Origin of the sequence: Streptosporangium sp. NPDC049248, from assembly GCF_040678965.1 — a bacterium.
GTDB classification, from domain to species: domain Bacteria; phylum Actinomycetota; class Actinomycetes; order Streptosporangiales; family Streptosporangiaceae; genus Streptosporangium; species Streptosporangium fukuiense.
Map to the genome: position 1 here is coordinate 98,506 of NZ_JBFAQY010000020.1, position 20,639 is coordinate 119,144.

Annotated in this window: 16 protein-coding genes; 3 read left to right on the forward strand and 13 right to left on the reverse strand. The window is 71.2% G+C overall.

Annotated elements, in window-relative coordinates; all coding sequences use genetic code 11:
* Nucleotides 1-309: 309 nt before the first annotated feature.
* Nucleotides 310-939 carry a YigZ family protein gene (locus tag AB0K21_RS30155; protein ID WP_364155076.1) on the reverse strand — a complete coding sequence of 210 codons (630 nt, stop codon included), beginning with the start codon at nt 937-939 and terminating at the stop codon, nt 310-312.
* A 441-nt stretch (nt 940-1,380) separates the two neighbouring features.
* Here AB0K21_RS30155 and AB0K21_RS30160 point away from each other — a divergent pair, with 441 nt between their 5' ends.
* The gene (locus AB0K21_RS30160) at nt 1,381-2,367 is read left to right on the forward strand and encodes a sulfotransferase (RefSeq protein WP_343980518.1); all 987 of its coding nucleotides are present in this window, start codon (nt 1,381-1,383) and stop codon (nt 2,365-2,367) included.
* Nucleotides 2,368-2,585: 218 nt separating this feature from the next.
* Here AB0K21_RS30160 and AB0K21_RS30165 read toward each other — a convergent pair whose 3' ends face one another.
* From AB0K21_RS30165 to AB0K21_RS30180, 4 genes are all read right to left on the reverse strand, one after another.
* Complete coding sequence (locus AB0K21_RS30165; RefSeq protein ID WP_343980515.1) at nt 2,586-3,476, reverse strand: hypothetical protein; 891 nt, start codon at nt 3,474-3,476, stop codon at nt 2,586-2,588.
* 337 nt (nt 3,477-3,813) lie between these two features.
* A complete protein-coding gene (locus AB0K21_RS30170) occupies nt 3,814-5,136 on the reverse strand; it encodes a lanthionine synthetase LanC family protein (protein ID WP_364155079.1) in 1,323 nt (440 codons plus the stop codon).
* Nucleotides 5,137-5,247: 111 nt separating this feature from the next.
* A complete protein-coding gene (locus AB0K21_RS30175; RefSeq protein ID WP_343982701.1) occupies nt 5,248-6,051 on the reverse strand; it encodes an inositol monophosphatase family protein in 804 nt (267 codons plus the stop codon).
* A gap of 71 nt (nt 6,052-6,122) precedes the next feature.
* On the reverse strand, nt 6,123-7,274 hold the full coding sequence (locus tag AB0K21_RS30180; RefSeq protein WP_364155081.1) for a transposase: 1,152 nt from the start codon (nt 7,272-7,274) through the stop codon (nt 6,123-6,125).
* A gap of 33 nt (nt 7,275-7,307) precedes the next feature.
* On the opposite strand from AB0K21_RS30180, the gene tnpA reads away from it, so the two are divergent.
* Both tnpA and AB0K21_RS30190 read left to right on the forward strand, forming a co-directional pair.
* Nucleotides 7,308-7,805: an IS200/IS605 family transposase gene (gene tnpA, locus AB0K21_RS30185; RefSeq protein WP_343982708.1), complete on the forward strand. Its 498-nt coding sequence runs from the start codon at nt 7,308-7,310 to the stop codon at nt 7,803-7,805.
* Between the two features lie 1,038 nt (nt 7,806-8,843).
* Nucleotides 8,844-11,150: an AAA family ATPase gene (locus AB0K21_RS30190; RefSeq protein ID WP_364155083.1), complete on the forward strand. Its 2,307-nt coding sequence runs from the start codon at nt 8,844-8,846 to the stop codon at nt 11,148-11,150.
* A gap of 211 nt (nt 11,151-11,361) precedes the next feature.
* Here the strand turns inward: AB0K21_RS30190 and clpB are convergent, their stop codons facing one another.
* The 8 genes from clpB to AB0K21_RS30230 all read right to left on the reverse strand — a co-directional run bounded on the left by clpB (nt 11,362) and on the right by AB0K21_RS30230 (nt 20,618).
* Entirely contained in the window at nt 11,362-13,968 is a 2,607-nt protein-coding gene (clpB, locus tag AB0K21_RS30195) for an ATP-dependent chaperone ClpB (protein ID WP_364155085.1), read from the reverse strand.
* The gene (locus AB0K21_RS30200; RefSeq protein WP_364155087.1) at nt 13,959-14,393 is read right to left on the reverse strand and encodes a chaperone modulator CbpM; all 435 of its coding nucleotides are present in this window, start codon (nt 14,391-14,393) and stop codon (nt 13,959-13,961) included. Before AB0K21_RS30200 ends, clpB begins: the two co-directional genes overlap by 10 nt.
* Nucleotides 14,390-15,346 (reverse strand): DnaJ C-terminal domain-containing protein, encoded by a 957-nt coding sequence (locus tag AB0K21_RS30205; RefSeq protein WP_343978302.1) that lies wholly within the window; start codon nt 15,344-15,346, stop codon nt 14,390-14,392. The genes AB0K21_RS30200 and AB0K21_RS30205 overlap by 4 nt, the downstream gene beginning before the upstream one ends.
* Nucleotides 15,346-16,026: a nucleotide exchange factor GrpE gene (locus tag AB0K21_RS30210; RefSeq protein ID WP_364155090.1), complete on the reverse strand. Its 681-nt coding sequence runs from the start codon at nt 16,024-16,026 to the stop codon at nt 15,346-15,348. The genes AB0K21_RS30205 and AB0K21_RS30210 overlap by 1 nt, the downstream gene beginning before the upstream one ends.
* Nucleotides 16,019-17,917 (reverse strand): molecular chaperone DnaK, encoded by a 1,899-nt coding sequence (gene dnaK / locus AB0K21_RS30215; RefSeq protein WP_364155091.1) that lies wholly within the window; start codon nt 17,915-17,917, stop codon nt 16,019-16,021. The genes AB0K21_RS30210 and dnaK overlap by 8 nt, the downstream gene beginning before the upstream one ends.
* A gap of 131 nt (nt 17,918-18,048) precedes the next feature.
* Nucleotides 18,049-18,531, reverse strand: a complete 483-nt coding sequence (locus AB0K21_RS30220) for a general stress protein (protein WP_343978311.1) — start codon at nt 18,529-18,531, stop codon at nt 18,049-18,051.
* Between the two features lie 169 nt (nt 18,532-18,700).
* Nucleotides 18,701-19,342, reverse strand: a complete 642-nt coding sequence (locus AB0K21_RS30225; RefSeq protein ID WP_343978315.1) for a response regulator transcription factor — start codon at nt 19,340-19,342, stop codon at nt 18,701-18,703.
* Nucleotides 19,343-19,517: 175 nt separating this feature from the next.
* Nucleotides 19,518-20,618 carry a histidine kinase gene (locus AB0K21_RS30230; protein ID WP_364155094.1) on the reverse strand — a complete coding sequence of 367 codons (1,101 nt, stop codon included), beginning with the start codon at nt 20,616-20,618 and terminating at the stop codon, nt 19,518-19,520.
* Between the last annotated feature and the right edge of the window lie 21 nt (nt 20,619-20,639).

A 20,639-nucleotide genomic window follows, 5' to 3' on the forward strand; every position in this document is an offset into this window, starting at 1 on the left:
GGAATGCGCCCGTTCCCGCCTCGTGCACGCCACAGGGTTCGGCTGCGGAAAACCACAGGTGCCTGGAACCCCATCGCGGCGATCACTAAATCTCCGGGGTTCTCGCACGTCAGGGTGGGTGTCGGCCGACCAGGCGAGTGCGGCGGGCAGCGGCCGTCACGGCCCGGGAAAGGGCGGGCGCACCCGCCCTCCGGCGGGTCTCGCCACACCCAACTGTGACCTATCCCACATTGACCGCCGCCGAAAAATGGTTTGAGCCCACGCGGGGGACGTCTGAATATCTTTACTCTTATACGGTCCGGCACCATTTCAGCTGTTTTTGAGATGGACCGTCTCGCCCTGCTCGATCCTGGCGCGGCCCGCGGTCAGCGTGGCGACCCAGCCGGGAAAGCCGGCCAGGTCACGCTCGCGCACCGCGACGCGGAAGCCGACCTCCGCGCCGTAGCGGACCTCCCTGACCTCGTACGGCGAGATGCGCAGGTCGTTCTCCAGCCGCCCGGCCTGGACGTGGTCCACGGTCACGGTCATGACCCTGGCGGGCACCATCTCGACCAGCGGCGTGAGATCCAGCGTCTTGCCGACCGACGAGCCGTACGCGCGGACCAGACCTCCCGCACCGAGCTTCACCCCGCCGAAGTACCGGGTGACCACCGCCACCACGTCGGCGACGCCCCTGCGCAGCAGGGTCTCCAGCATCGGGGTGCCCGCGGTGCCACCGGGCTCGCCGTCGTCGTCGGCCCGCTGGATGCGGCGGTCGCCACCGATCACGTAGGCCGAGCAGTTGTGCGTGGCGTCACCGTACAGCCGTTTACGGTCGGCGACGAACTCCCTGGCCTCTTCCTCCGAGGTGACCTGACCGACGGCGCACAGGAAACGGGAGCGCCTTATGTCGATCTCGTGCTCTGTCGTGTTCCGCGGAGTCAGATACGGGTCGGGCATTCGGCAAGGGTATCGGCGGGGTTCCCGGTTCGCTCCTTCGCGCACGCCTTTCCGGCCGCCCTAGGAGGCGTCCCGATGCCGAAGCCCTCGCGGCGGGTGGCCCGATGCTCGATCGCCGCCGCGGAAAGGATCCCGGGGCCGCGCTCGCCCCCGGGAGTCCGGCGGGCCGCATCAGGATCGGAATACGGAACGGACGCCGCGTTTATTTACAACGCAACAAAAACCCCCTCGCGACGTCGAAATAGCAGAGAAGCACCTGGCGTTCATTGAACGAAACAGTGCGACTCGCCCCCCATGAGCTGGGGGTCAGGCGCCGGCGACTGGAACTCCCGCCAAGGGGCAGGCCTTTGGGGCACGACGACCCCGCGGTGGGACGCTTGCCTTCACCGGGAAAGGGGTTATATTTACCAATAATAATAGTAGGAATTGAGGGTAATAACGATGCCCCTGCCGAATTTCCTCACGATCGGTGCTCCTAAAACCGGGACCACCGCCCTGCACGCCGCACTGGCCCGGCACCCGGAGCTGTTCATGTCCCCGGTGAAGGAGCCGAAGTTCTTCCTCAGTGACGGCCCCCCTCCCACCAAGGGAGGCCCGGGCGACGTCCAGACCTACCGCGAGCACGTCTGGCGGCGCGAGGACTACGAAGCCCTGTTCGACGCGGCACCGCCGGGAACGCTCACCGGCGAGTCCACGCCGTTCTACCTCTACGACCTGGCGGCCCAGCGGCGCATCAGGAGGACCATCCCCGACGCCAGGCTCATCGTGGTGCTGCGCGACCCGGTGGAGCGCGCCCACTCCAACTGGACACATCTGTGGTCGGCCGGACTGGAGCCGATCGGCGACGTGCTGGAGGCCTGCGCCGAGGAGGAACGAAGGGTCGCGGCCGGCTGGGCGCCGTTCTGGCACTACCTGGGGCTCGGCAGGTACGGCAGGCAGCTGGAACACCTGTTCACCCTGTTCCCCCGCGAACAGGTGCTCGTCTACCGCTACCGCGACCTGGTCGACCGGCCCGCCGACACGCTGGACCGGATCTGCCGCTTCCTCGGCGTGGAGACCGGCGTCGTCACCGAGGTCCCCCGGGAGAACGTGACCGCCCATCCGGAGCCGACCCGCGGACACCGGATGCTGTCGCGGGCGTTGCGCGTGGGGTCGTCCGTGGGACGGTTCCTGCCGTCGCGGGTGAGCGTGGCGCTGACCGATCCACTGGAGCGCACGCTGCAGCGGCGGGCCCGCTCCCGCCAGCCGCTGACCTGGGACCAGCGGGAGAAACTGATCTCCCACTTCACCCAGGACGTGGCACTGCTGCAGAGGGTGACCGGCGAGGACTTCAGCGACTGGCTCCGCCCCCGCGAACGCTCCGGCGGCCTGGTGGGCGTCCGCCCCAACGGCCAGCGCCAGGCCCGCAACGGCCGCCCCCAGGTTTGACCGTTCGCCGACTCTCGGTGTCCGCCGCGAGGCCGGCGAGCCGCCCCGTTGCCGTGACGGTGTTCTCCCTTCCGGGAGTCCCCGATTCGCCGGTGCGCGCCCGAGCCCCGTACCGGGCGGCACCACCCGGTACGGGGCTCGTGGGCCTCACCGTTCGAACCTCACCGTGCCCGGCCGGGGCGTGATCGGCGTGACCTCGCGCAGGCCGGCGGCCGTGCTCAGCGCAGCTCGGTGCGGAGCTCGTGCGCCCCGTCAGCGCGGGTGTACTCGTAGTAGAGCCGCCGCCCGCCCTCCGGCAGGTCCACGATGTCCAGGTAGCGCAGGCCCCCGCCCGCGTGCGGCGAGAGGGCGGCCGGCCCGGTGCCGACCGGGGTCAGCTCCGCCGGGTCGGCGCCGACCGCGACACCGGTCTTCTCCTCGTAGTTCTCCGCCGCCGTGGCCCTGCCGTCGTAGAAGGCCACCACCTGCTCCCCGAGGAAGCGGACCGCCGCCACCCGCGCCCCCCGGGCGTCCCAGTCTCCGGGCCGGCCGCTGAGCGCGGTGCCCTGCCAGGTCCACTCGATGCCGTCGGCGCTGGTGGCGTAGTCGGTCACCATCTGGTCGGCCTCGTCGTCCTCCGCCAGGGGGTGGCAGGAGGCCCACAGATGCCACACGCCGCCCCGCCGCACGATCACCGGGTCCTTGACGCCGGTCTTCGGGTCGCCGGGTAGCACCACCTGCCGCTGCGAGGCGCGGAACCCGGACGGGTCGTCGGCCTCCAGCACCTCGACCCGCCAGTGCTTGGTGTCGTAGGTGGCGCAGCTGAGGTAGAGCCGCCAGCGCCCTTCCGGTGTGCGGACCAGGGTGGGTCGCTCCAGTGACTCGGTGTCCATCTCCCGCCTGTCGATGGTGAGCAGGGTCTCGAACCGCTCGCCGTCGGTGGAGCGGGCGACGGCGACGGCGTAGCCGCGACCCTCGCCGACGGGGCGGCGCAGCCGGTAGGCGAGATAGATCAGCCCGTCGCTCGCCACGGCGCTCGGCGCACCGGCCCAGTGGCCCACGCCCGGCCGGGCCGGTTCGATCGCGACTGTGGAACGGCCCGGGTCGGGAAGGAAATCCTCGATCGTCACGACACCGAGATTAGGCAGGCCCTGGGTGGCACTCACGGAGAATCACCAATCATGGTCACGAGTTTTGTCACCCCTTGACGGCCAAAGGGTGCGTCGTTCTCGGGCCTCCGGCGTGGGAGGCGCGGCGGCCGCCGTCCCTCCACGGCCGGACCGGCACGATCGGGCGCGCGGGGGTGACATGGTCCGGATGCCGTGCGCGCCAGGGGACGGGGCCGTGATGCCGGGACCCGCGAAGACCTCGATGCCGACCGTACAGGGTGGGGGGAGGTACGCGGGCCCGCGCCGTGCTCCCCCACGATGATCGCCCGGTTCACCGGCGACGCGCCTTCCACGCTCTTCAGGACCGGCGGAGCGTCGCGCTCGGCAGCGGGATGGCGGGGAACGGGTTGTCCGGCGGCAGGATGAGCCGCCGGGCCTCCTGCGGGCGCGCGGTGGCGTCCAGATGCAGGAGCGCGGCCCCGATGCCCGCGGCGCCGACCATGTAGCCGGTGTCGGCGGTGACCTCCCAGGGACGCAGCCGCCGGTAGGCCTGGTACCAGCGAGAGCCCCGGCCGTCGTGGCCGGTTGCCAGGCCGGTCAGGTTCTCCCCCAGCGTGCGGGCGAACTCCAGGTGCTGCGGGCGGCCGGTCGCCGCCCAGAGCCCGACGAACAGCTCCACCAGCCCGGCGGTGCCGCAGCACTGGCAAGCCGAGTTCCAGTGGCCACCGCTCTGGCCGGCGGGGGCGCCGCTGCTGACGATCCCCCTGGCCAGCCGCTCGACCCAGTCGAGGTCTCCGGCGTCACCCGACACCCGGTACAGCTCGTAGAAGGTCCGGGCGACCCCCGCTGAGCCGGAGCAGAAGCCCAGGTAGTGCAGGTCGCGGCCCTGCGGGATGTGGTGCGGCACCAGCGCGCACCGTTCGGTCACGGCGCTGACCGCGCGGACGAAGTCGGCCCCCCTGCGAGAGCCGTCGAGAAAGCGGGTCTCGCCGGTCACGCCGTACAGGCGGGCGAGCAGGAAGGCGGTGCCGGCCGTGCCGGACAGGAACCCCGGGGTGACCGCGTCCAGCGGCAGGTCGGCGCAGGCGCCCTCGCCGAAGCGGTGGCCGGGGACGGCGAGTGCGGCGATGCGGGCGCCGGCCTCGACGGCGATCTCCTGGTAGGCGGGCACCCCCAGGATGCCCCCGGCGTGCAGCAGGCCGAGGATGATCCCGCCGTCGCCGCGCTGGGCGGGGTCACCGGTCCAGCCCAGGCCGCCGTCGATGGGGCGGGCACTGCGCACGATGCGGTCGGCGACCGCGCCCGCCTCGACTTCGAAACCCCGTTCACCGGTGGCCCATCCGGCCTCGGCGAGGGCGAACATCACCCCGGCCAGACCGTGGTGGAGGGAGAGATCGGCCTGCTCCCGCCAGGTGGCGGCGAGATAGCGGGCCCCGGCCGCGGCGTCGTCCAGGTAGCCCTCCTCACCCGTGGCGGCGGCGAGCTCCAGGAAGAACAGGATGATCCCGGCCGCCCCCGAGTACAACGACAGGGGGTGGTCGGGCATCGCGGCCTGGCCCCGGGGGTCGGGGTTGGCCTGCCAGTGCCGTCCCCGCTCGTCGTCCACGGCCGCCGAGCGGATCCAGCGCGCGGCCCCGACCGCGGTGGCCAGCGGGCTCTCCGCCCTCGACTCCAGGCTCATGGCGGCTCCTTCGTACGGCGAGACAATCATGTTACCTGTATTTCCTACAGGATCAATAGGTAATGCGGTGACGCCTGCTCGTGGACCACGCGGGTCTCCCCTCGCCCGTGTTCAGGCCGAGCGGCCCGGGGGAACCAGATCGCTCATGACCGATCCCGCCAGATCGAACCCGCCGACATGGGCGAGGTAGCCGCCAGGTTCGAAGATCGATCCGTCCAGCGGGATGAACACTCCCCCCGCCTGCCGGACCAGCAGCGACCCCGCCGCCACGTCCCATGGGCTGACCCTACTGCCGTAGGCGACGTCCGCCCACCCTCCCGCGACATGGGCCAGCTTGAGCGCCGTGCTGCCCGGACGGCGCGTGGAGGCGAACGACGCCAGCATCCGGCCGAACTCGCGCAGCACCTCCTCCCCGCCGTCGGCCAGCTCACGGGGGGTGGGATAACTGGTCAGCAGCATCGCCTCCCGATCGCGCGTGGCACCGGCGCTGCGCAACCGCACGTCGTTGCACCAGGCCCCGCCCAGGTCGGCCCGGAACTCGTCGTCGCGCACCGGGTCGTAGACCACCCCGGCGACCACCTCGTCCCCGGCGGCGGCGGCGATCGACACGCAGAAGAAGGGCAGCCCGGCGGCGAAGTTCGCGGTCCCGTCGATCGGGTCGACGTACCAGCGGATCTCACCGGACCCCTCGCTGCCGCCCTCCTCGCCGATGACCGTGCTGCCCGGGACGCGCCTTTCGATGACCTCCCGGATGATCTCCTCCGCGGCACGGTCGTGCTCGGTCACCGGATCGTGGAAGTCGCTCTTGGTCTCGACCGCGGGACGCGACCTGAACGCCTTGCGGAGCCGGTCGCCCGCCGCGCGGGCGGCCTCGACCGCGACGGCCGAGAGCTCTGTCGAGGTGCTCTGATCCATGCTTCCTCCAGTCAGCTTCTCGGCCCTAGGGGCCGAGCTTGCAGCTCCTCATCGTGCATGGGGTGCACGGTTCAGGCCGCGTCGTCGGTAGCGTGACTCACTGCCCAGCTCGCGACACCGCGCACGGCGATGTTACGGGCCGCGTTCACGTCGGCGTGCTCAGCGAAGCCGCACGACATGCATCGGAAGGTGGCCTGATCGGGCCGGTTCTTCTTCGAGATGTGGCCGCATGCCGAGCACCCCTGCGAGGTGTGGGCCGGGTCCACGTACACCACCGGCACCCCGGCCCGGGACGCCTTGTAGGCGACGAAGGAGCCGAACTGGTGGAAGCTCCAAGAGTGCAGCGTGACCCGCTGGGGCTTGCGGAGCCGTACCCTTGCGCGGATGCCGCCCAGGTCTTCCAGGGCGATGCCGCGCGAGGTGCGTTGCGCCTCGGTCACGATGGTCTTGGAGATGCGGTGGTTGGTGTCGGCCGCGAAGCGCGCTTCCCGGCCGGAGATCTTGCGCAGGAGCCTCTTGGCGGCCTTGGTGCCCTTGGATTGCAGGCGTCGGCGCAGCCGCCGGTTGCGGTGGCGTACCTGGTTCAGGTGCTTGCCGGCGTGGACGATGCCATCGGATGTGGTGGCGATGTTGGCGATGCCGAGATCCACGCCGAGGAACCCGTCGGGCTCGAAGGTCTGGGGTTGGGGCATCTCGCAGGTGGCGTACAGGTACCAGGAGCCGCCCCGAAACACCAGGTCGGACTCGCCCTTGCGGTAGGCGGTCGGCAACTTCATCTGTTCGGGCGAGCAGGCGAAGGGGATGCGGCCAAAGCGGCCGCGCGCGGTCCAGATCGAGATCGTAGAGGCGCCGTACTGCCAGGACAGACACCGGTCGTCGTAGGGCTGCGCGGCGTCCTTGCGGAACCGGATCGGTTTGCTCTCGACCTTGGTGCGCCGCGTGGCGGTGTTCGGGCCGTGGTTTCCGGCCTTCAGGTTGGCCTTCAGTGTGGCGTAGGCCCCGGCGACTTTCCGCGCGATGTGGATGGCGGGCTGCGCGGACAGGCCCATGGCCTTCAGGTCGCCGTAGACGAGGCGCTGCAGGGAGGTCTTGTTCTTGGTGCCGGTGTCGAAGGCGCGGCGGGATGCGTGGTTGGCGGCCCGGTTGCACAGGGTCAGCGTCTCCCGCAGCGCCACCTCCGTGGCGGCGTCGGGGAGCAGCTTCACCTGCACGACCAGCTTCATCCCCGGGATTTTACCATGGGTATCATCTTGTCTATGTCACCTCGATGGGAACCAGACCCTGATGTAAGAAGGGGCCGTAGCGTCATCTACAACCTTCAAGTTCATCTTGTCTTCGTCACCAAGTACCGGGGCGGCGTCCTTAATGATGCGATGCTCACCCGCTGCGAGGAGGTCATGCGGGAGGTGTGCGCCCAGCTCGGCGCGGCCCTGGGGGAGTTCAACGGCGAGGAAGACCACGTGCACCTACTCGTGCACTACCCGCCCAAACTGCCGATCTCGACTCTGGTCAACCGGCTCAAGGGCGTCTCGGCGCATTACCTGCGCAAGGAGTTCACCGGCCGGATCGACCGGCACATCATGCACGGTCACCTGTGGTCGCCGTCGTACTTCGCTGGCTCGTGCGGCGGCGCACCAGTGGAGATCATCCGCGAGTACATCGAGAGCCAGAAACGTCCGGACCAGCGTCCGGGCGCAGGAAGGGAAGCCATTCCTCCCGGCCCGGAACTTATCTGCAGGACGATCATGAGGTGAGGGCGTCAAGGCTGATCAGAATGTTCATGCGATCGCAGGAGCGTTGGCTTGTCGCGTCACTCAGCACTCCCGGATGTTGCTGAGTAAACGTTACGATCTTGCGATGCGGTCATCTGCGTTAGTCGCCAGGTGGAAGGCGGTTCTGTCGGGCCGGAAATGGCCCTAAACTGTCGGTCAAATAATCGGAGTGGGGCTCGTTGCTTGGCCCCTGCTTCTATGTTGTCGCTGTCTTTGTTCTCGGGCTGGGCCCGATCGTCTTGGTCTTCGCCGCGCTCTTCGCGATGGCCGTTTTGTATGTTGTGGCGCTCATGACACCCGACGGTTCGTCGATGACGGCGACCCCAGGCGGCAGGGTGCTGTGGGCGGGCGCGGTCTTGATTCTCGGGGCGATCAGCTGGGTTGCCGGGGCGTCAGCCCTCGGCAAGCTGGGGCTATCCACGACGGACCCGCTGTGGTGGTCGTTGCTTAGTGCAGTCCCGTTCGCCCTGGCGGCAGCACTCTGTGTGGGAGGGTGGACCTCGCTCGTCTCGCTTATCTTGACCGCGGTTCTGATCCTGACTGGCTGCTCCTAGGAACAGCCTGCTGCTCAGTTGCTGGAATGGTGCTCAACGGTCATCCGCCCCGGCGGGCGAGTTCGCGCCGGAGTTCAAGGTTCTCGCCATGGGCTTGTTCAAGTGCTGTGCGCAGGCCCGTGGTCTCTAGAGCCGCCCCGACTCCCATCCTGTACGAGAACGCACGCCCCCTACCCGCGTGGCGGGCATCTCCGCGAGCCTCGGCCGTTTTTCGTCAGGACAATCCGGTCCCCGCCGGGGAGGGGACCGTACGAAACGCACGCGGCGATCGCCTCCCGGAGATCACGCTCGTCGGGCATCGGCCAGATCGACAGAAGGACTAGAAGTCGTACTTAAAGGTCAAATCTGCATCAAACAACCAGTAGTCGGGAGCATCCACCGCATGGCATTTCGCCCGATGGGGATGTCATACGGGTAATCACCGCTAAGAAAGCCTGGCGTATGACCCCAGATCCGAGACAAGACGATGCGCGGCCGGAGAGATGAACAGGCGGCGGTCCTCGCCCTGCTGGAAGGCGTCGCGTCCACCACAGGGAACGTCATGCTCGTCGAGGGCGAGCCGGGGACAGGCAAGACGCTGCTGCTCGGCGAGGCGGCCGGTCTCGCGGCCGCGCGGGGGACGGCGGTCGCGAACGGACGGGCCGACGAGCTGGGACGGCTGACACCGCTGGGGCCGCTGCTGTCGGCCCTGGAGGAGTCCCCGGCGCCCCTGGCCGTGGCCAGGAACGCCGCCCCCGACGGTCCCGGCCTGCTGCTCTGGCTGGCCGAGCAGGTCAGGGCCTCGCTGGAGAGAAGGCTGGGCGCGGGGCCGCTGCTGGTCACCCTGGACGATCTGCAGTGGGCCGATCCCGCCACGCTCATGGCCCTGCGCACACTGCCCTCGCGGCTGGCCGAACGGCCGGTGGCATGGCTGCTGGCCTGCCGCAGCACCCCGGCGCGCGGCGACGCCAGACGGCTGTTCGACCTGCTCGAAGAGGAGGGGGCCACCCGGACCGTACTGCGCCCGCTCGACGACGGCGCGGTCGCCGAGGTCTGCGCCGACATCCTGGGCGCGGCTCCCGGGAAGGATCTGGCGGCACTGGCCGCACAGGCCGGCGGCAACCCGCTGCTGCTGTCGGAATATCTCACCGGACTGTGCGAGGAGGGCGCCGTCCTCGTGCGGGACGGCGTCGCCCGGCTGGCCGAGACCACTCCGGCCAGAGCCGAGCTGCCCCTGCGGGTGCACACCGCCGTCCGGCGGCGGCTGAACGAGCTCGGCGCCAAGACCAGGTACCTGCTGGAGGCCACGGCGGTGCTCGGGCGCTCGTTCTCACCGGCGTACGCGGCCGAGATGCTCGGCGAGACCCCGGCCGCACTGCTTCCCGCGCTGGAGGAGGCCCTGGCCGCGGGCGTGCTCGTCACCACCCCCGACGAGCTGGCGTTCAGGCACGAACTGCTGTGGCGCTCGGTCGTCGAGAGGGTGCCCCAACCGGTGCGACGAGCGCTGCGCGAACAGGTCGAGCGCGCCGCCCGGACCCGCCCGGCCCGTCTGACCGGGGGCGGCGGCGCCGAGACGCTGACGGACCTGGCCCTGCTGGCCTGGGACGAGGGCAGGCTCTCGTACGGACTGGACCTGGCGCGCGAGGCCGTGGAGCAACCGGCCGGTGGACGGCGGCGGCAGCAGCCCCGGGCCGTGCTCGCCTCGATGCTGATCGACCTCTGGCTGCTGGAGGAGGCGGAGAGCACGACGGAGATCGCCGCGGCCGAGGCCGAGGGCGAGCCGGCCTGGGCCGCGGAGATCCCCGTCCTGCGCGCCCGCCTGCACCTGGCCGCGGGCAGGCTCGGCAGCGCGATCGAGCACGCGGAGGCCGCCCTGGCCGCCGCCGGGATCCTGGGCGCCCCGTCACCGGCCTCCTCGGCCCTGTCGGTGCTCGGCACCGCGTCACTGCGGGCGGGCGACCTGCCGGGGGCCGTCAGGTACATGGAGAGGAACCTCGCCGGGTCGGCGCGAGGCCTGCCCCCGCGCACGTGGCTGCGCTCGGAGCTGGTGGCCGGTCGGATCAACGAGGCGCGCGACGGAGCCACGGGCGGGATGAGCTCGCTCGGCGGGCTGTACGACGCGCTTCCCCGGCACACCGGGGCGCTGACCAGCGAGCCCACCGCCGCGGCCTGGCTGGTACGGCTGGCCATGGCGACGGGTCAGCGGCACCGGGCCGACGCCGTGGTCGACGCGGCCGAGGGCATCGCCCGGCGCAGCCCCGGCCTGCCCAGCCCGTCGGTGGCCGCCGACCACGCCCGTGGACTGCGGGAGGGCGACCCCGAGGCGCTGGGCCGCGCGGTGGCCGGGCACGGCGATCCGTGGGCCAGGGGTTCGGCGGCGGAGGATCTGGGCGTGCTGCTCGGCGCGGACGACGGCTGCCGGGATCCGGCCGTGCAGAACCTCAAGATCGCGCTCGCCTGCTACGGCGCGATGGGGGCCGTCCGTGACGCCGCCCGAGTACGGGGCAGGCTGCGGCTGCTGGGCGAGCGGCGCCGCCACTGGGTCAGGACCGCCCATCCCACCTCGGGATGGGCCAGCCTGACCGGCACCGAGCAGGCCGTCTGCGACCTGGTCTCCCAGGGGCTGACGAACCGCAACGCCGCCGAGCAGATGTTCATCAGCGAGCACACGGTCGCCTTCCACCTGCGGCAGGTCTTCCGCAAGCTGGGCATCCACTCCCGGGTCGAGCTGGCCAGGCTCTCCGCCGAGGAGGGCGTCCACCACGGCCACCGAGACCTCCGCGAAGACCCCTGAGCGCCCCTCCCCGGACGCGGTTCACCTGGGCCGTCTACCTGGCGAGGTGCTCACCGTCGCCCCCCACGCGGCTGTCGACCGCCTCGGCGATCCGGGACGGCGCGCTGCCGCGGTCGCCGCAGCGCGGGGTGCCCGCCGCGACCGTGGGGATCCGGCTCCCCTTCCCGCGGTTCCGGCATCGCACGACATCTGGTGACGTCGCCGGTTCTCCTCATCGGTAGGTGACGTCGAGCTCCCCCTCGGCGAGGTCGACCCGGACCACGCCCCCCTCGTAGGCCTCCCCGGACAGCAGTGCGCGGCCGATGCGCGTCTCGACCTCCCTGGAGATGAACCGGCGCAGCGGGCGGGCGCCGTAGACCGGGTCGTAGCCGCGCTCGGCGATGTACCTGAGCGCGGCCTCGGTGACGTCCAGCCGGATCCCCCGCTGTTCGAGACGGGTCCGCAGCTCGGCGAACATCAGGCCGACGATGCGCTCGATCTCCTCCATGGTGAGCGGCTTGAAGATCACGATGTCGTCGACGCGGTTGAGGAACTCGGGGCGGAAGTGCGCGCGCAGCTCGGCCATCACCCGCTGCTGCGCCTCCTCCTCGATCTCTCCGCTCGGTGTGACGCCGTCGAGGAGGTAGACGGAGCCGATGTTGGAGGTCATGATCAGGACCGTGTTGCGGAAGTCGACGGTCCTGCCCTGCGCGTCGGTGAGCCGCCCGTCGTCCAGCACCTGCAACAGCGTGTTGAAGACATCCGCGTGCGCCTTCTCCACCTCGTCGAAGAGCACCACGGAGTACGGCTTGCGCCGCACGGCCTCGGTCAGCTGGCCGCCCTCCTCGTACCCCACGTAGCCGGGGGGCGCGCCGACGAGGCGGCTGACGGTGTGCCGCTCCTGGTACTCGCTCATGTCGATGCGGATCATGTTGTCCTCGGTGTCGAAGAGCGCCTCCGCGAGCGCCTTGGCCAGCTCGGTCTTGCCGACGCCCGTCGGTCCCAGGAAGATGAACGACCCGATCGGGCGGCGCGGGTCCTTGATGCCGGAACGGGCCCGGATGACGGCGTCGGCCACCAGCCGCACCGCCTCGTCCTGGCCGATCACCCGCTCGTGCAGGACCTGGTCGAGCCGGAGGAGCTTCTCCCTCTCGCCCTCCTGCAGGCGGCTCACCGGGATGCCCGTCCACCGGGAGACGATCATCGAGATCTCGTCGTCGGTGACGACCTCGCGCAGCAGGCGCGCCGTCCCCTGCTTGGCGAGCAGACGCTCCTCCTCCGCCTCCAGCCGTCGCTCCAGGTCGGGCAGCCTGCCGTGCCGCAGCTCCGCGGCACGGTTGAGGTCGTAGTCGCGTTCGGCCCGATCGGCGTCGGCACGTACGTGTTCGATCTCCTCGCGCAGGTTCTGGACCGCGCGTAGCGCGTGCCGCTCGGCCTCCCACTGCGCCCGCATGGCGTCGGCCTCGGCGCGCACGTCGGCGAGCTCCGCGCGCAGCTCCTCCAGGCGGACCCCGCTCGCGAGATCCTCCTCCTTGGCGAGCGCGGCCTCCTCGATCTCCAGGCGCATCACCCTGCGGGTGAGCTCGTCGAGCGCGGCGGGCATCGAGTCGATCTCCGTACGGAGCATCGCGCACGCCTCGTCCACCAGGTCGATGGCCTTGTCCGGCAGGAAGCGATCGGAGATGTAGCGGTGGCTCAGCACGACGGCGGCCACCAGCGCGCTGTCCTGGATCTTCACCCCGTGAAAGATCTCCAGGCGCTCGCGCAGGCCGCGCAGGATGGAGATGGCGTCCTCGACCGAGGGCTCGTCGACCATCACCGGCTGGAACCGGCGCTCCAGCGCGGCGTCCTTCTCGATGTGCTTGCGGTACTCGCTGAGGGTCGTCGCCCCGATCATGTGCAGCTCGCCGCGGGCCAGCATGGGCTTGAGCATGTTGCCCGCGTCCATGGCGCCCTCGGCCGCTCCGGCGCCCACCACGGTGTGCAACTCGTCGACGAAGAGCAGGATCCGCCCCTCGGCGGCCTTGACCTCGTTGAGCACGGCCTTGAGGCGCTCCTCGAACTCGCCCCGGTACTTCGCCCCGGCCACCAGCGAGCCCATGTCGAGGCTGAAGACCGTCTTGCCCTTGAGTCCCTCCGGCACGTCCCCGTGGCTGATCCGCTGCGCGAGACCCTCCACGATGGCGGTCTTGCCGACACCGGGGTCACCGACCAGTACGGGGTTGTTCTTCGTCTTGCGGGACAGGATCTGCACGACGCGGCGGATCTCGGCGTCGCGCCCCACGACCGGGTCGAGCTTGCCCGACAGGGCGTCGGCCACCAGGTCGCGCCCGTACTTCTCCAGCGCCTCGTACGCCACCTCGGGCATCGCGGACGTCACCCGCTGGTTGCCGCGGACCGCGGTGAGCGCCTTGAGGAAGCCGTCCCTGGTCAGCCCCTGATCGTGCAGCAGTCTCCCGGCGGAGCTCGAACTGCCCTCCTCCAGCAGGGCGATGAGCAGGTGCTCCACCGACACGTACTCGTCCTTGAGCCGGTCGGCCTCCCGCTTGGCCGCGTCCAGCAGGCGGGAGAGCCGCTGCGTCACATAGACCTGGCCCGGCGCGGCACCGGGGCCGCTCACCTTGGGGCGGCGGCCCAGCTCCGCCTCCAGATCGCCCCTGAGCCTGTCGGTGTCGACGTTCGCGTACGAGAGCAGGCGGGGTATCAGCCCCTCCGGCTGGTCGAGCAGCGCCAGCAGCAGGTGCTCGCCGTCCACCTCGGTGTGCCCGAAGCGCAGGGCCTTGGTCTGCGCGTCGTGCAGCGCCTCCTGCGACTTCTGGGTCAGCTGGTTCATGTCCACGGCGAGCCTCCGGTGAGTCGGGAACGCCCACGCTGGGCGGCCTCCAGCTGGGCGATGCGGTCCAGCAGGTCGAGCACGAGGCCGAGCGCGGCGTAGTTGATCGAGAACCCGGCCCGCAGCCGCCGGATCCGCGCCATGGTGAGCACTGCGGGAGGCGGGAACCACAGGTGCCCGGCGGAGTCGGTCCCGGCCTCGATCAGGCCCAGCCTGACAAGGCGTCGCACCAGCTCGGGGTGGGTCCCCGTCGCGCTGGCGAACGTCTCCAGATCCAGGCGCTCGGGCCTGGTGAGCTGATAGGTCCGCTCCACTCCGCCCGACGCCCTCCCCGGGCGGGAGACGGAGCCCCCGGCCGAGGCCGCCCCCCGCGGGCCGGAGGGCCGCGCCCCCGGGTGGGGCGGCCTGCGCTCCGGGAAGGGATGGGTCATCGCCGTCTCCTCGGATCGAACGTGGAGACAGCGGCGAGCTGCTCGAACAGCCGCCGCTCCTCCTCCGACAGCCGGGCCGGAACCATGATCCGCACCTCGGCGTACAGGTCGCCCGCCTTGTTCTGGGGACCGGGCATCCCCCTGCCGCGCAGCCGCAGCCGCCTGCCGCTGGAGGTGCCCGCCGGCACCTTGACCTTGGCCTCGCCCGCGGGGGTGTCGATCGCGACGGTGGCGCCGAGCGCCGCCTCCCACGGGGTGACCTGGAGCAGGACGTGGATGTCTCGCCCCGAGACCCGGTACCGGGGGTGCGGCGCGATCCTGACGATCAGGTAGAGGTCGCCCGCAGGTGCCCCGTCGCCGCCCCTTCCGCCCTGTCCGGCCAGCCTGATGCGCTGCCCCTCGGAGACACCCGCGGGAATCTCGACCCGCAGCGTGCGCGAGCCGACGGTGATCGAGTGGCGGCCGCCCCGGTAGGCGTCCTCGACGCTCAGCTCGATCTCGGCCTCCTGGTCGGCGCCGGGGATCGGCCCCCAGCCTCCGCCGGCCCTGCCTCCCCGCGCTCCCCGTCCGGAGAACAGCCCTTCGAGAAGGTCGTCGAGGTCGATCCCCTCCCCGAAACCGGCCTGCCCCGTGGCCCTGCCCCCGCCGGCACGGCCCGCCCCCGCGCCGGCCCGCGTACGGCGGCCCTGGGCGCGCGCCCATGCCTCGGGGTCCACGTCCTCGGGCACCTGGCGGAAGTTCGGCCCGAAGGCGTCGTAGCGGCGCCGGGTCGCGGGGTCGGACAGCACGCTGTACGCCTCGGAGACCTCCTTGAAGCGGTCCTCGGCGGCCGGGTCCTTGTTGACGTCGGGGTGGTTGACCCGCGCCAGCTTGCGGTAGGCGCGCTGGATCTCCTCCTGGCTCGCGCCCCTCCGCACTCCGAGGATCTCGTAGAAGTCGCGCTCGGGGGGCATCAGTCCCCCTTGGCCACCACGACCAGCGCGGGCCGTAGCTGTTGTTCGCCGTCTCCGTAGCCGGGCCGCACCACCTGCAGGACCGTGCCGTCGGGCACGCCCTCCTGCGGGAGCACGGCCACCGCCTCGTGCCTGGCCGGGTCGAAGGCGGCGCCGGCGTCGTCGCGGCGCGGGTAGCCGAGGAGGGAGAGCACCTCCTGCGCCTGGTCCCTGATCGCCCGCATCCCGTCGACGATGGAGGCGGGGTCGGTCTCCGCGTGCTCCAGCGCGCGGTCCAGGTTGTCCAGTACGGGCAGCCATTCGGTGGCGGCCCGCGCCCGCTCCTCCTCCCGCATCCGCCCGGTGTCCCTGCTGACGCGCTTGCGCAGGTTGTCAAGGTCGGCGAGGGCGCGCCGCCAGCGGTCCTGCAGGTCGCTCACCAGGGCCTGGAGCTCCTCGACCCGGGCCGCCAGGTCGGCCGGGGCGGCCTCTGGCTCCCCGCGCGCCTCCTGGGCATGCGGTCCTTGACCGTGCTGTCCTTGACCGTGCCGTTCTTGCGCATGGCTCTTCCCGCCGTGCTCCTCCTGGCCGCCTTGCCGGTTCCGGTCCTTGCCCGACCCCTCGGCGCCAGGCCGGCCCTGGGCCCGCGGATCCGGCTCACGACCAGGGACGTGGCCGCCCTGCCCGGCTGTCTCACTCATCGGTCGTGAACTCCGCGTCGATGACGTCGTCGTTCCCGCCGGCACCCGCCTGACCGCCCGGAGCCCCGGTCGCGCCCTTCCCCGGGCCGGAGGCGCCGGAGGCCGACGCGCCGAGGCTGTGGTAGACCTGCTGGAGCTCGGCGGTGAGCGAGCGGACCCGGTCGAGCGGGGCCTCCTGCTTGATCGCCTCGCGGGCGTCGTTCACCAGCATCTCGCCCCGCGCCTTCTCATGGACGGGCACCGACTCCCCCAGCTCGGCCAGGCGGTGCTCCACCTGGTAGGCGGCGCTGTCGAGCTCGTTGCGCGCGTCGATGACCTGCCGCATCCGCTGGTCCTCCTCGCGGTGCCGCTCGGCGTCGGCGACCATCCGCTCGACCTCACCGGTGTCCAGGTTCGAGCTCTCGCTGATCGTGATGCGCTGCTCGGCGCCGGTGTCCTTGTCCTTGGCCGAGACGTTCAGGATCCCGTTGGCGTCGATGTCGAAGGTCACATCGACCTGCGGCACGCCGCGCGGAGCGGGCCTGATGTTCTCCAGCCGGAACCGGCCGAGGGAACGGTTGTCGGCGGCACGCTCGCGCTCGCCCTGCAGCACGGCGACGTCCACGGCGGTCTGGTTGTCCTCCGCGGTGCTGAACACCTCGGAGCGGCGGGCCGGAATGGTGGTGTTGCGCTCGATGACCTTCGTCATCACCCCGCCGAGCGTCTCGATGCCGAGGGAGAGCGGCGTCACGTCCAGCAGCACGACGTCCTTCAGCTCGCCCTTGATGACGGCGGCCTGGACCGCCGCGCCCAGCGCCACGACCTCGTCGGGGTTGACCGTCATGTTCGGGTCCTTGCCACCCGTCATGCGGCGCACCAGGCTCTGCACCGCGGGCATCCTGGTCGAGCCGCCCACCAGGATCACCTCGTCGATGTCGTCGGCGGTGAGCTTGGCGTCGGCCATGGCCTGCTGGATGGGGGGCTTGCACCGTTCGAGCAGGTCGGCGGTGATCTCCTCGAAGGTGGAGCGCCGCAGCGTGGCGTTCAGGTGTTTGGGGCCCGAGGCGTCCGCCGTGATGAAGGGCAGGCTGACCTGCGTCTGGCTGACCGCCGACAGCTCGACCTTGGCCTTCTCCGCGGCCTCGAAGAGCCGCTGCAGGGCCTGGGGATCCTGGCGCAGGTCGATGCCGTTGTCCCGCTGGAACTCGTCGGCGAGGTGGTCGACGATGCGCCGGTCGAAGTCGTCACCGCCCAGATGGGTGTCGCCCGCGGTCGCCCGTACCTCGACGACGCCGTCGCCGATGGCGAGGATGCTGACGTCGAAGGTGCCGCCGCCCAGGTCGAAGACGAGCACGGTCTCGTTCTCCTTGCGGTCGAGGCCGTAGGCGAGAGCCGCCGCGGTCGGCTCGTTGACGATCCGCAGGACCTCCAGGCCGGCGATCTTCCCCGCGTCCTTGGTGGCCTGGCGCTGGGAGTCGTTGAAGTACGCGGGCACGGTGATGACCGCCTCGGTGATCTTCTCCCCCAGGAACTTCGAGGCGTCGTCCACCAGCTTGCGCAGCACGGCCGCGGCGATCTCCTCCGGCGCGTACAGCTTCTCGTGGATCTTGAAGCGGACGGCACCGTCCGGACCTGGGACGACGTCGAACGAGACGGCGTTCAGCTCGCTGGTGACCTCGTCGTAGCGGCGGCCGATGAAGCGCTTGGCCGAGTAGATCGTTCCCTTGGGGTTCAGGATCGCCTGACGGCGGGCAAGCTGCCCGACCAGGCGCTCACCGCTCTCGGTGAACGCCACGACCGACGGCGTCGTCCGCACCCCCTCGGCGTTGGGGATCACCGTGGGCTTGTCGCCCTCCATCGTGGCGATCACCGAGTTGGTGGTGCCGAGGTCGATTCCAACTGTTTTAGGCATGCTGATCTCCTGTGGACATGACGGCGTCGCCGCCCCGATCCTCGGGCCTGGCCGCTCCACGCCCCGGTGAGTCCGGTGATCCAGGTGGCGGGCACGGCACGCCGGCGCGCGCCCTGCTCAGGGGCCGCCGATCAGATCTGCTGTGGCATCTGCGGGGACATGCCCACGTTGAGCAGCCTGCGCGCCTCGGCGGCGTACGGGGTCTCCACCAGCACCTCGTAACGGTCGGCGACGATCGAACTCGACGAAAGGAAGTCCCGCTTGCCCCCGGTGAGCGCGTGACCGATCAGTCCGAAGATCGCTCCGGCCACGGCCCCCCAGATCAGGCCCCACAGGACCAGGACGAAGGGGAAGCGCCCCGGAGTGAAGATCGCGAAGAACAGGCCGATCAGCAGGCCGAACCAGGCACCGGCACCGGCCCCCATCCACGCGGCGCGAAGGTAGGTCAGCCGCCCGAGCACCCTCTCGACGAGCCGGAGCCCGACTCCGACGATCAGGGCGTGCTCGACCGGGAACTTCTGGTCGGAGAGCTGGTCCACGGCACGCTGGGCCTCGGCGTAGGCGCCGAAACCCGCCACCGTCTCATGGGCCTTCAAGGTGACATCCGATGGCATGGCACTTCCCTTCAACGGGTACCCGCGAAGTGGATCCTTACCCGCTCACCGTGCCCCTCGGGACGGCGCCCCCACATCCCCAGATCTGACAGTCATCGCCCTCGCGCCTCGGCCCGCCCCCTGTCGGCTCCCCGTTCGCCACCGGTGTCCCACCGCCGCGCCGTCGCGGTCAGTCGGGTCCCAGACCGTGCCGGAAGGCGTACGTCACGGCCTGGGCGCGGTCCCGCAGCCCCGCCTTGGCGAAGAGGTTGTTGATGTGGGTCTTGACCGTCGCCTCGGAGACGAACAGCTCTCCGGCGATCTCCGCGTTCGAGCGACCCGCCGCTATCAGCCGTAGCACCTCGCTCTCACGGCGGGTGAGCCCGTCGGGCAGGTCCGGCGCGCGGCGGTTCACCGTCACCGCCTCGGCCAGCCGCCGCTGGATGCCGGGGTCGAACTGGGCCTGTCCCTCGACCACGGTCGCGATGGCCGAGGCCAGGGACTCGGCGTCGGTGTCCTTGGTCAGGTAGCCCCGCGCCCCGGCACCCAGCGCGGCGAAGACCGACTCGTCGTCGGAGTACGTCGTCAGGACCACCACGTGGACCTCCGGGTGAGCCGCCCTGATCCTGCGGGTCGCCTCCACCCCGTCCATACGGGGCATCCGCAGATCCATCAGGACCACGTCGGGCCCGAGCTCGCCGACAAGCCGGACCGCCTCTCCGCCGTCGGCCGCCGCGCCGACGACCTCGACACCGGGCAGCAGCCCCAGTAGCAGCACCAGCCCCTCGCGCACCACCGTCTGATCGTCGGCCACCAGCACCCGCACGGTCACCTCGGCACCCCCGCGTCCCTCGACTCCGCCCGTGCTCTGTGGCGTCTTCCCCGCCGGGGTGGAGCCGTGCCGCGGCCACGCGCCGCCTCCCCCACCCCCGCGTCGGGGCCCGCACCGGTGTGAATCGTCCGCGGCGCGGTGCCCGCCCCCGAGGCGGCACCGCGCCGTGAGCGGCTCACGCCGGGACCCGCAGGAGGACCCGGAAGCCCTCCGCACCCGGCCTCGCGGCCAGTGACCCGCCGATCAGCTCGGCCCGCTCGCGCATCCCCACCAGCCCGTACCCTCCCCCCGACGACGACAGCCGGCCCGGCGGGCCACCCGTGTCGCACACCTCCAGCTCACACCAGCCCTCGACGCGGCGCAGCGCCACCGAGACCGCGGCGCCCGGCGCGTGCTTGCGCACGTTCGTCAGTGCCTCCTGGGCGGTCCTGGCCACCGCCAGCCGGGCTCCGGCCTCCAGCGAGTCGAGGCTCCCGGTGACCGAGACCGTGCAGGGCGCCCCGGTCACCGACCGGAACTCCACAGCCAGCCGCTCCAGCCGCTCGGCCAGCGGCAACTCCTCCCCGCGCAGCGCGTCGAGCGCCCGGCGGGTCTCCTCCAGCCCGGTCCGCGCCAGGCGCACCGCCCGCTCGACCCGGTCGAGCGCCGCCGCCGGATCGTCGCCCCGCTCCAGCAGCAGCCGCGCCCCCTCCAGATGGACGATCTGCGCCGACTGCGAGTGCGCCAGGATGTCGTGGACCTCCCTGGCCAGCCGCGCCCGCTCAGCGAGCACGGCCTCGCCCGCCCGCGCCTCGGCGAGTGCCGCTCCGTGCTCCCTGATCGTCTTCACATGCCGCAGCAGGAAGACGAAGACCGCGGAGTAGGCGAGCCCGGCGGCGTTGCCCCAGACGGCGCCGGAAGGGACGCCCAGGGCGAAGGAGAGCGCCGTCGTGCCGACGAGATCGGCCGTGACCAGCGTCGCCCCCGGCCAGAGACGGGTCTTGAACGGTGCGGCGAAGACGACGACGTACAGGAAACCCATCCCGCTGTAGAGGCTGATCGCGTTCAGGGCGAGCCCTCCGGCCAGGGTGAGGGCGAGCAGCGGGACGTTGCGCCTGAGGTTCTCACCGCGCAGCGCCCACAGGCAACACCCCAGGGTGAGGGCGCCGATCGGGATCACCGCGGGCAACCCGGGCGCCCCCACCTCGACGGCGGCGGCCACCGGGCCGAAGAGCAGGTATCCCACCAGCAGGACGGCGAGAAACCTGCGCACGGGCGGGCTGCGGAGGATGGCCACGACGACAAGCTACCGGTGCCT

What these genes read in the sequence shown, in the direction of transcription:
- AB0K21_RS30155 (WP_364155076.1), bottom strand. Translation starts at nt 939, where the DNA reads ATGCCCGACCCGTATCTGACTCCGCGGAACACGACAGAGCACGAGATC.
- AB0K21_RS30160 (WP_343980518.1), top strand. Translation starts at nt 1,381, where the DNA reads ATGCCCCTGCCGAATTTCCTCACGATCGGTGCTCCTAAAACCGGGACC.
- AB0K21_RS30170 (WP_364155079.1), bottom strand. Translation starts at nt 5,136, where the DNA reads ATGAGCCTGGAGTCGAGGGCGGAGAGCCCGCTGGCCACCGCGGTCGGG.
- AB0K21_RS30175 (WP_343982701.1), bottom strand. Translation starts at nt 6,051, where the DNA reads ATGGATCAGAGCACCTCGACAGAGCTCTCGGCCGTCGCGGTCGAGGCC.
- AB0K21_RS30180 (WP_364155081.1), bottom strand. Translation starts at nt 7,274, where the DNA reads ATGAAGCTGGTCGTGCAGGTGAAGCTGCTCCCCGACGCCGCCACGGAG.
- tnpA (WP_343982708.1), top strand. Translation starts at nt 7,308, where the DNA reads ATGTCACCTCGATGGGAACCAGACCCTGATGTAAGAAGGGGCCGTAGC.
- AB0K21_RS30190 (WP_364155083.1), top strand. Translation starts at nt 8,844, where the DNA reads ATGCGCGGCCGGAGAGATGAACAGGCGGCGGTCCTCGCCCTGCTGGAA.
- AB0K21_RS30200 (WP_364155087.1), bottom strand. Translation starts at nt 14,393, where the DNA reads ATGACCCATCCCTTCCCGGAGCGCAGGCCGCCCCACCCGGGGGCGCGG.
- AB0K21_RS30205 (WP_343978302.1), bottom strand. Translation starts at nt 15,346, where the DNA reads ATGCCCCCCGAGCGCGACTTCTACGAGATCCTCGGAGTGCGGAGGGGC.
- AB0K21_RS30210 (WP_364155090.1), bottom strand. Translation starts at nt 16,026, where the DNA reads ATGAGTGAGACAGCCGGGCAGGGCGGCCACGTCCCTGGTCGTGAGCCG.
- dnaK (WP_364155091.1), bottom strand. Translation starts at nt 17,917, where the DNA reads ATGCCTAAAACAGTTGGAATCGACCTCGGCACCACCAACTCGGTGATC.
- AB0K21_RS30220 (WP_343978311.1), bottom strand. Translation starts at nt 18,531, where the DNA reads ATGCCATCGGATGTCACCTTGAAGGCCCATGAGACGGTGGCGGGTTTC.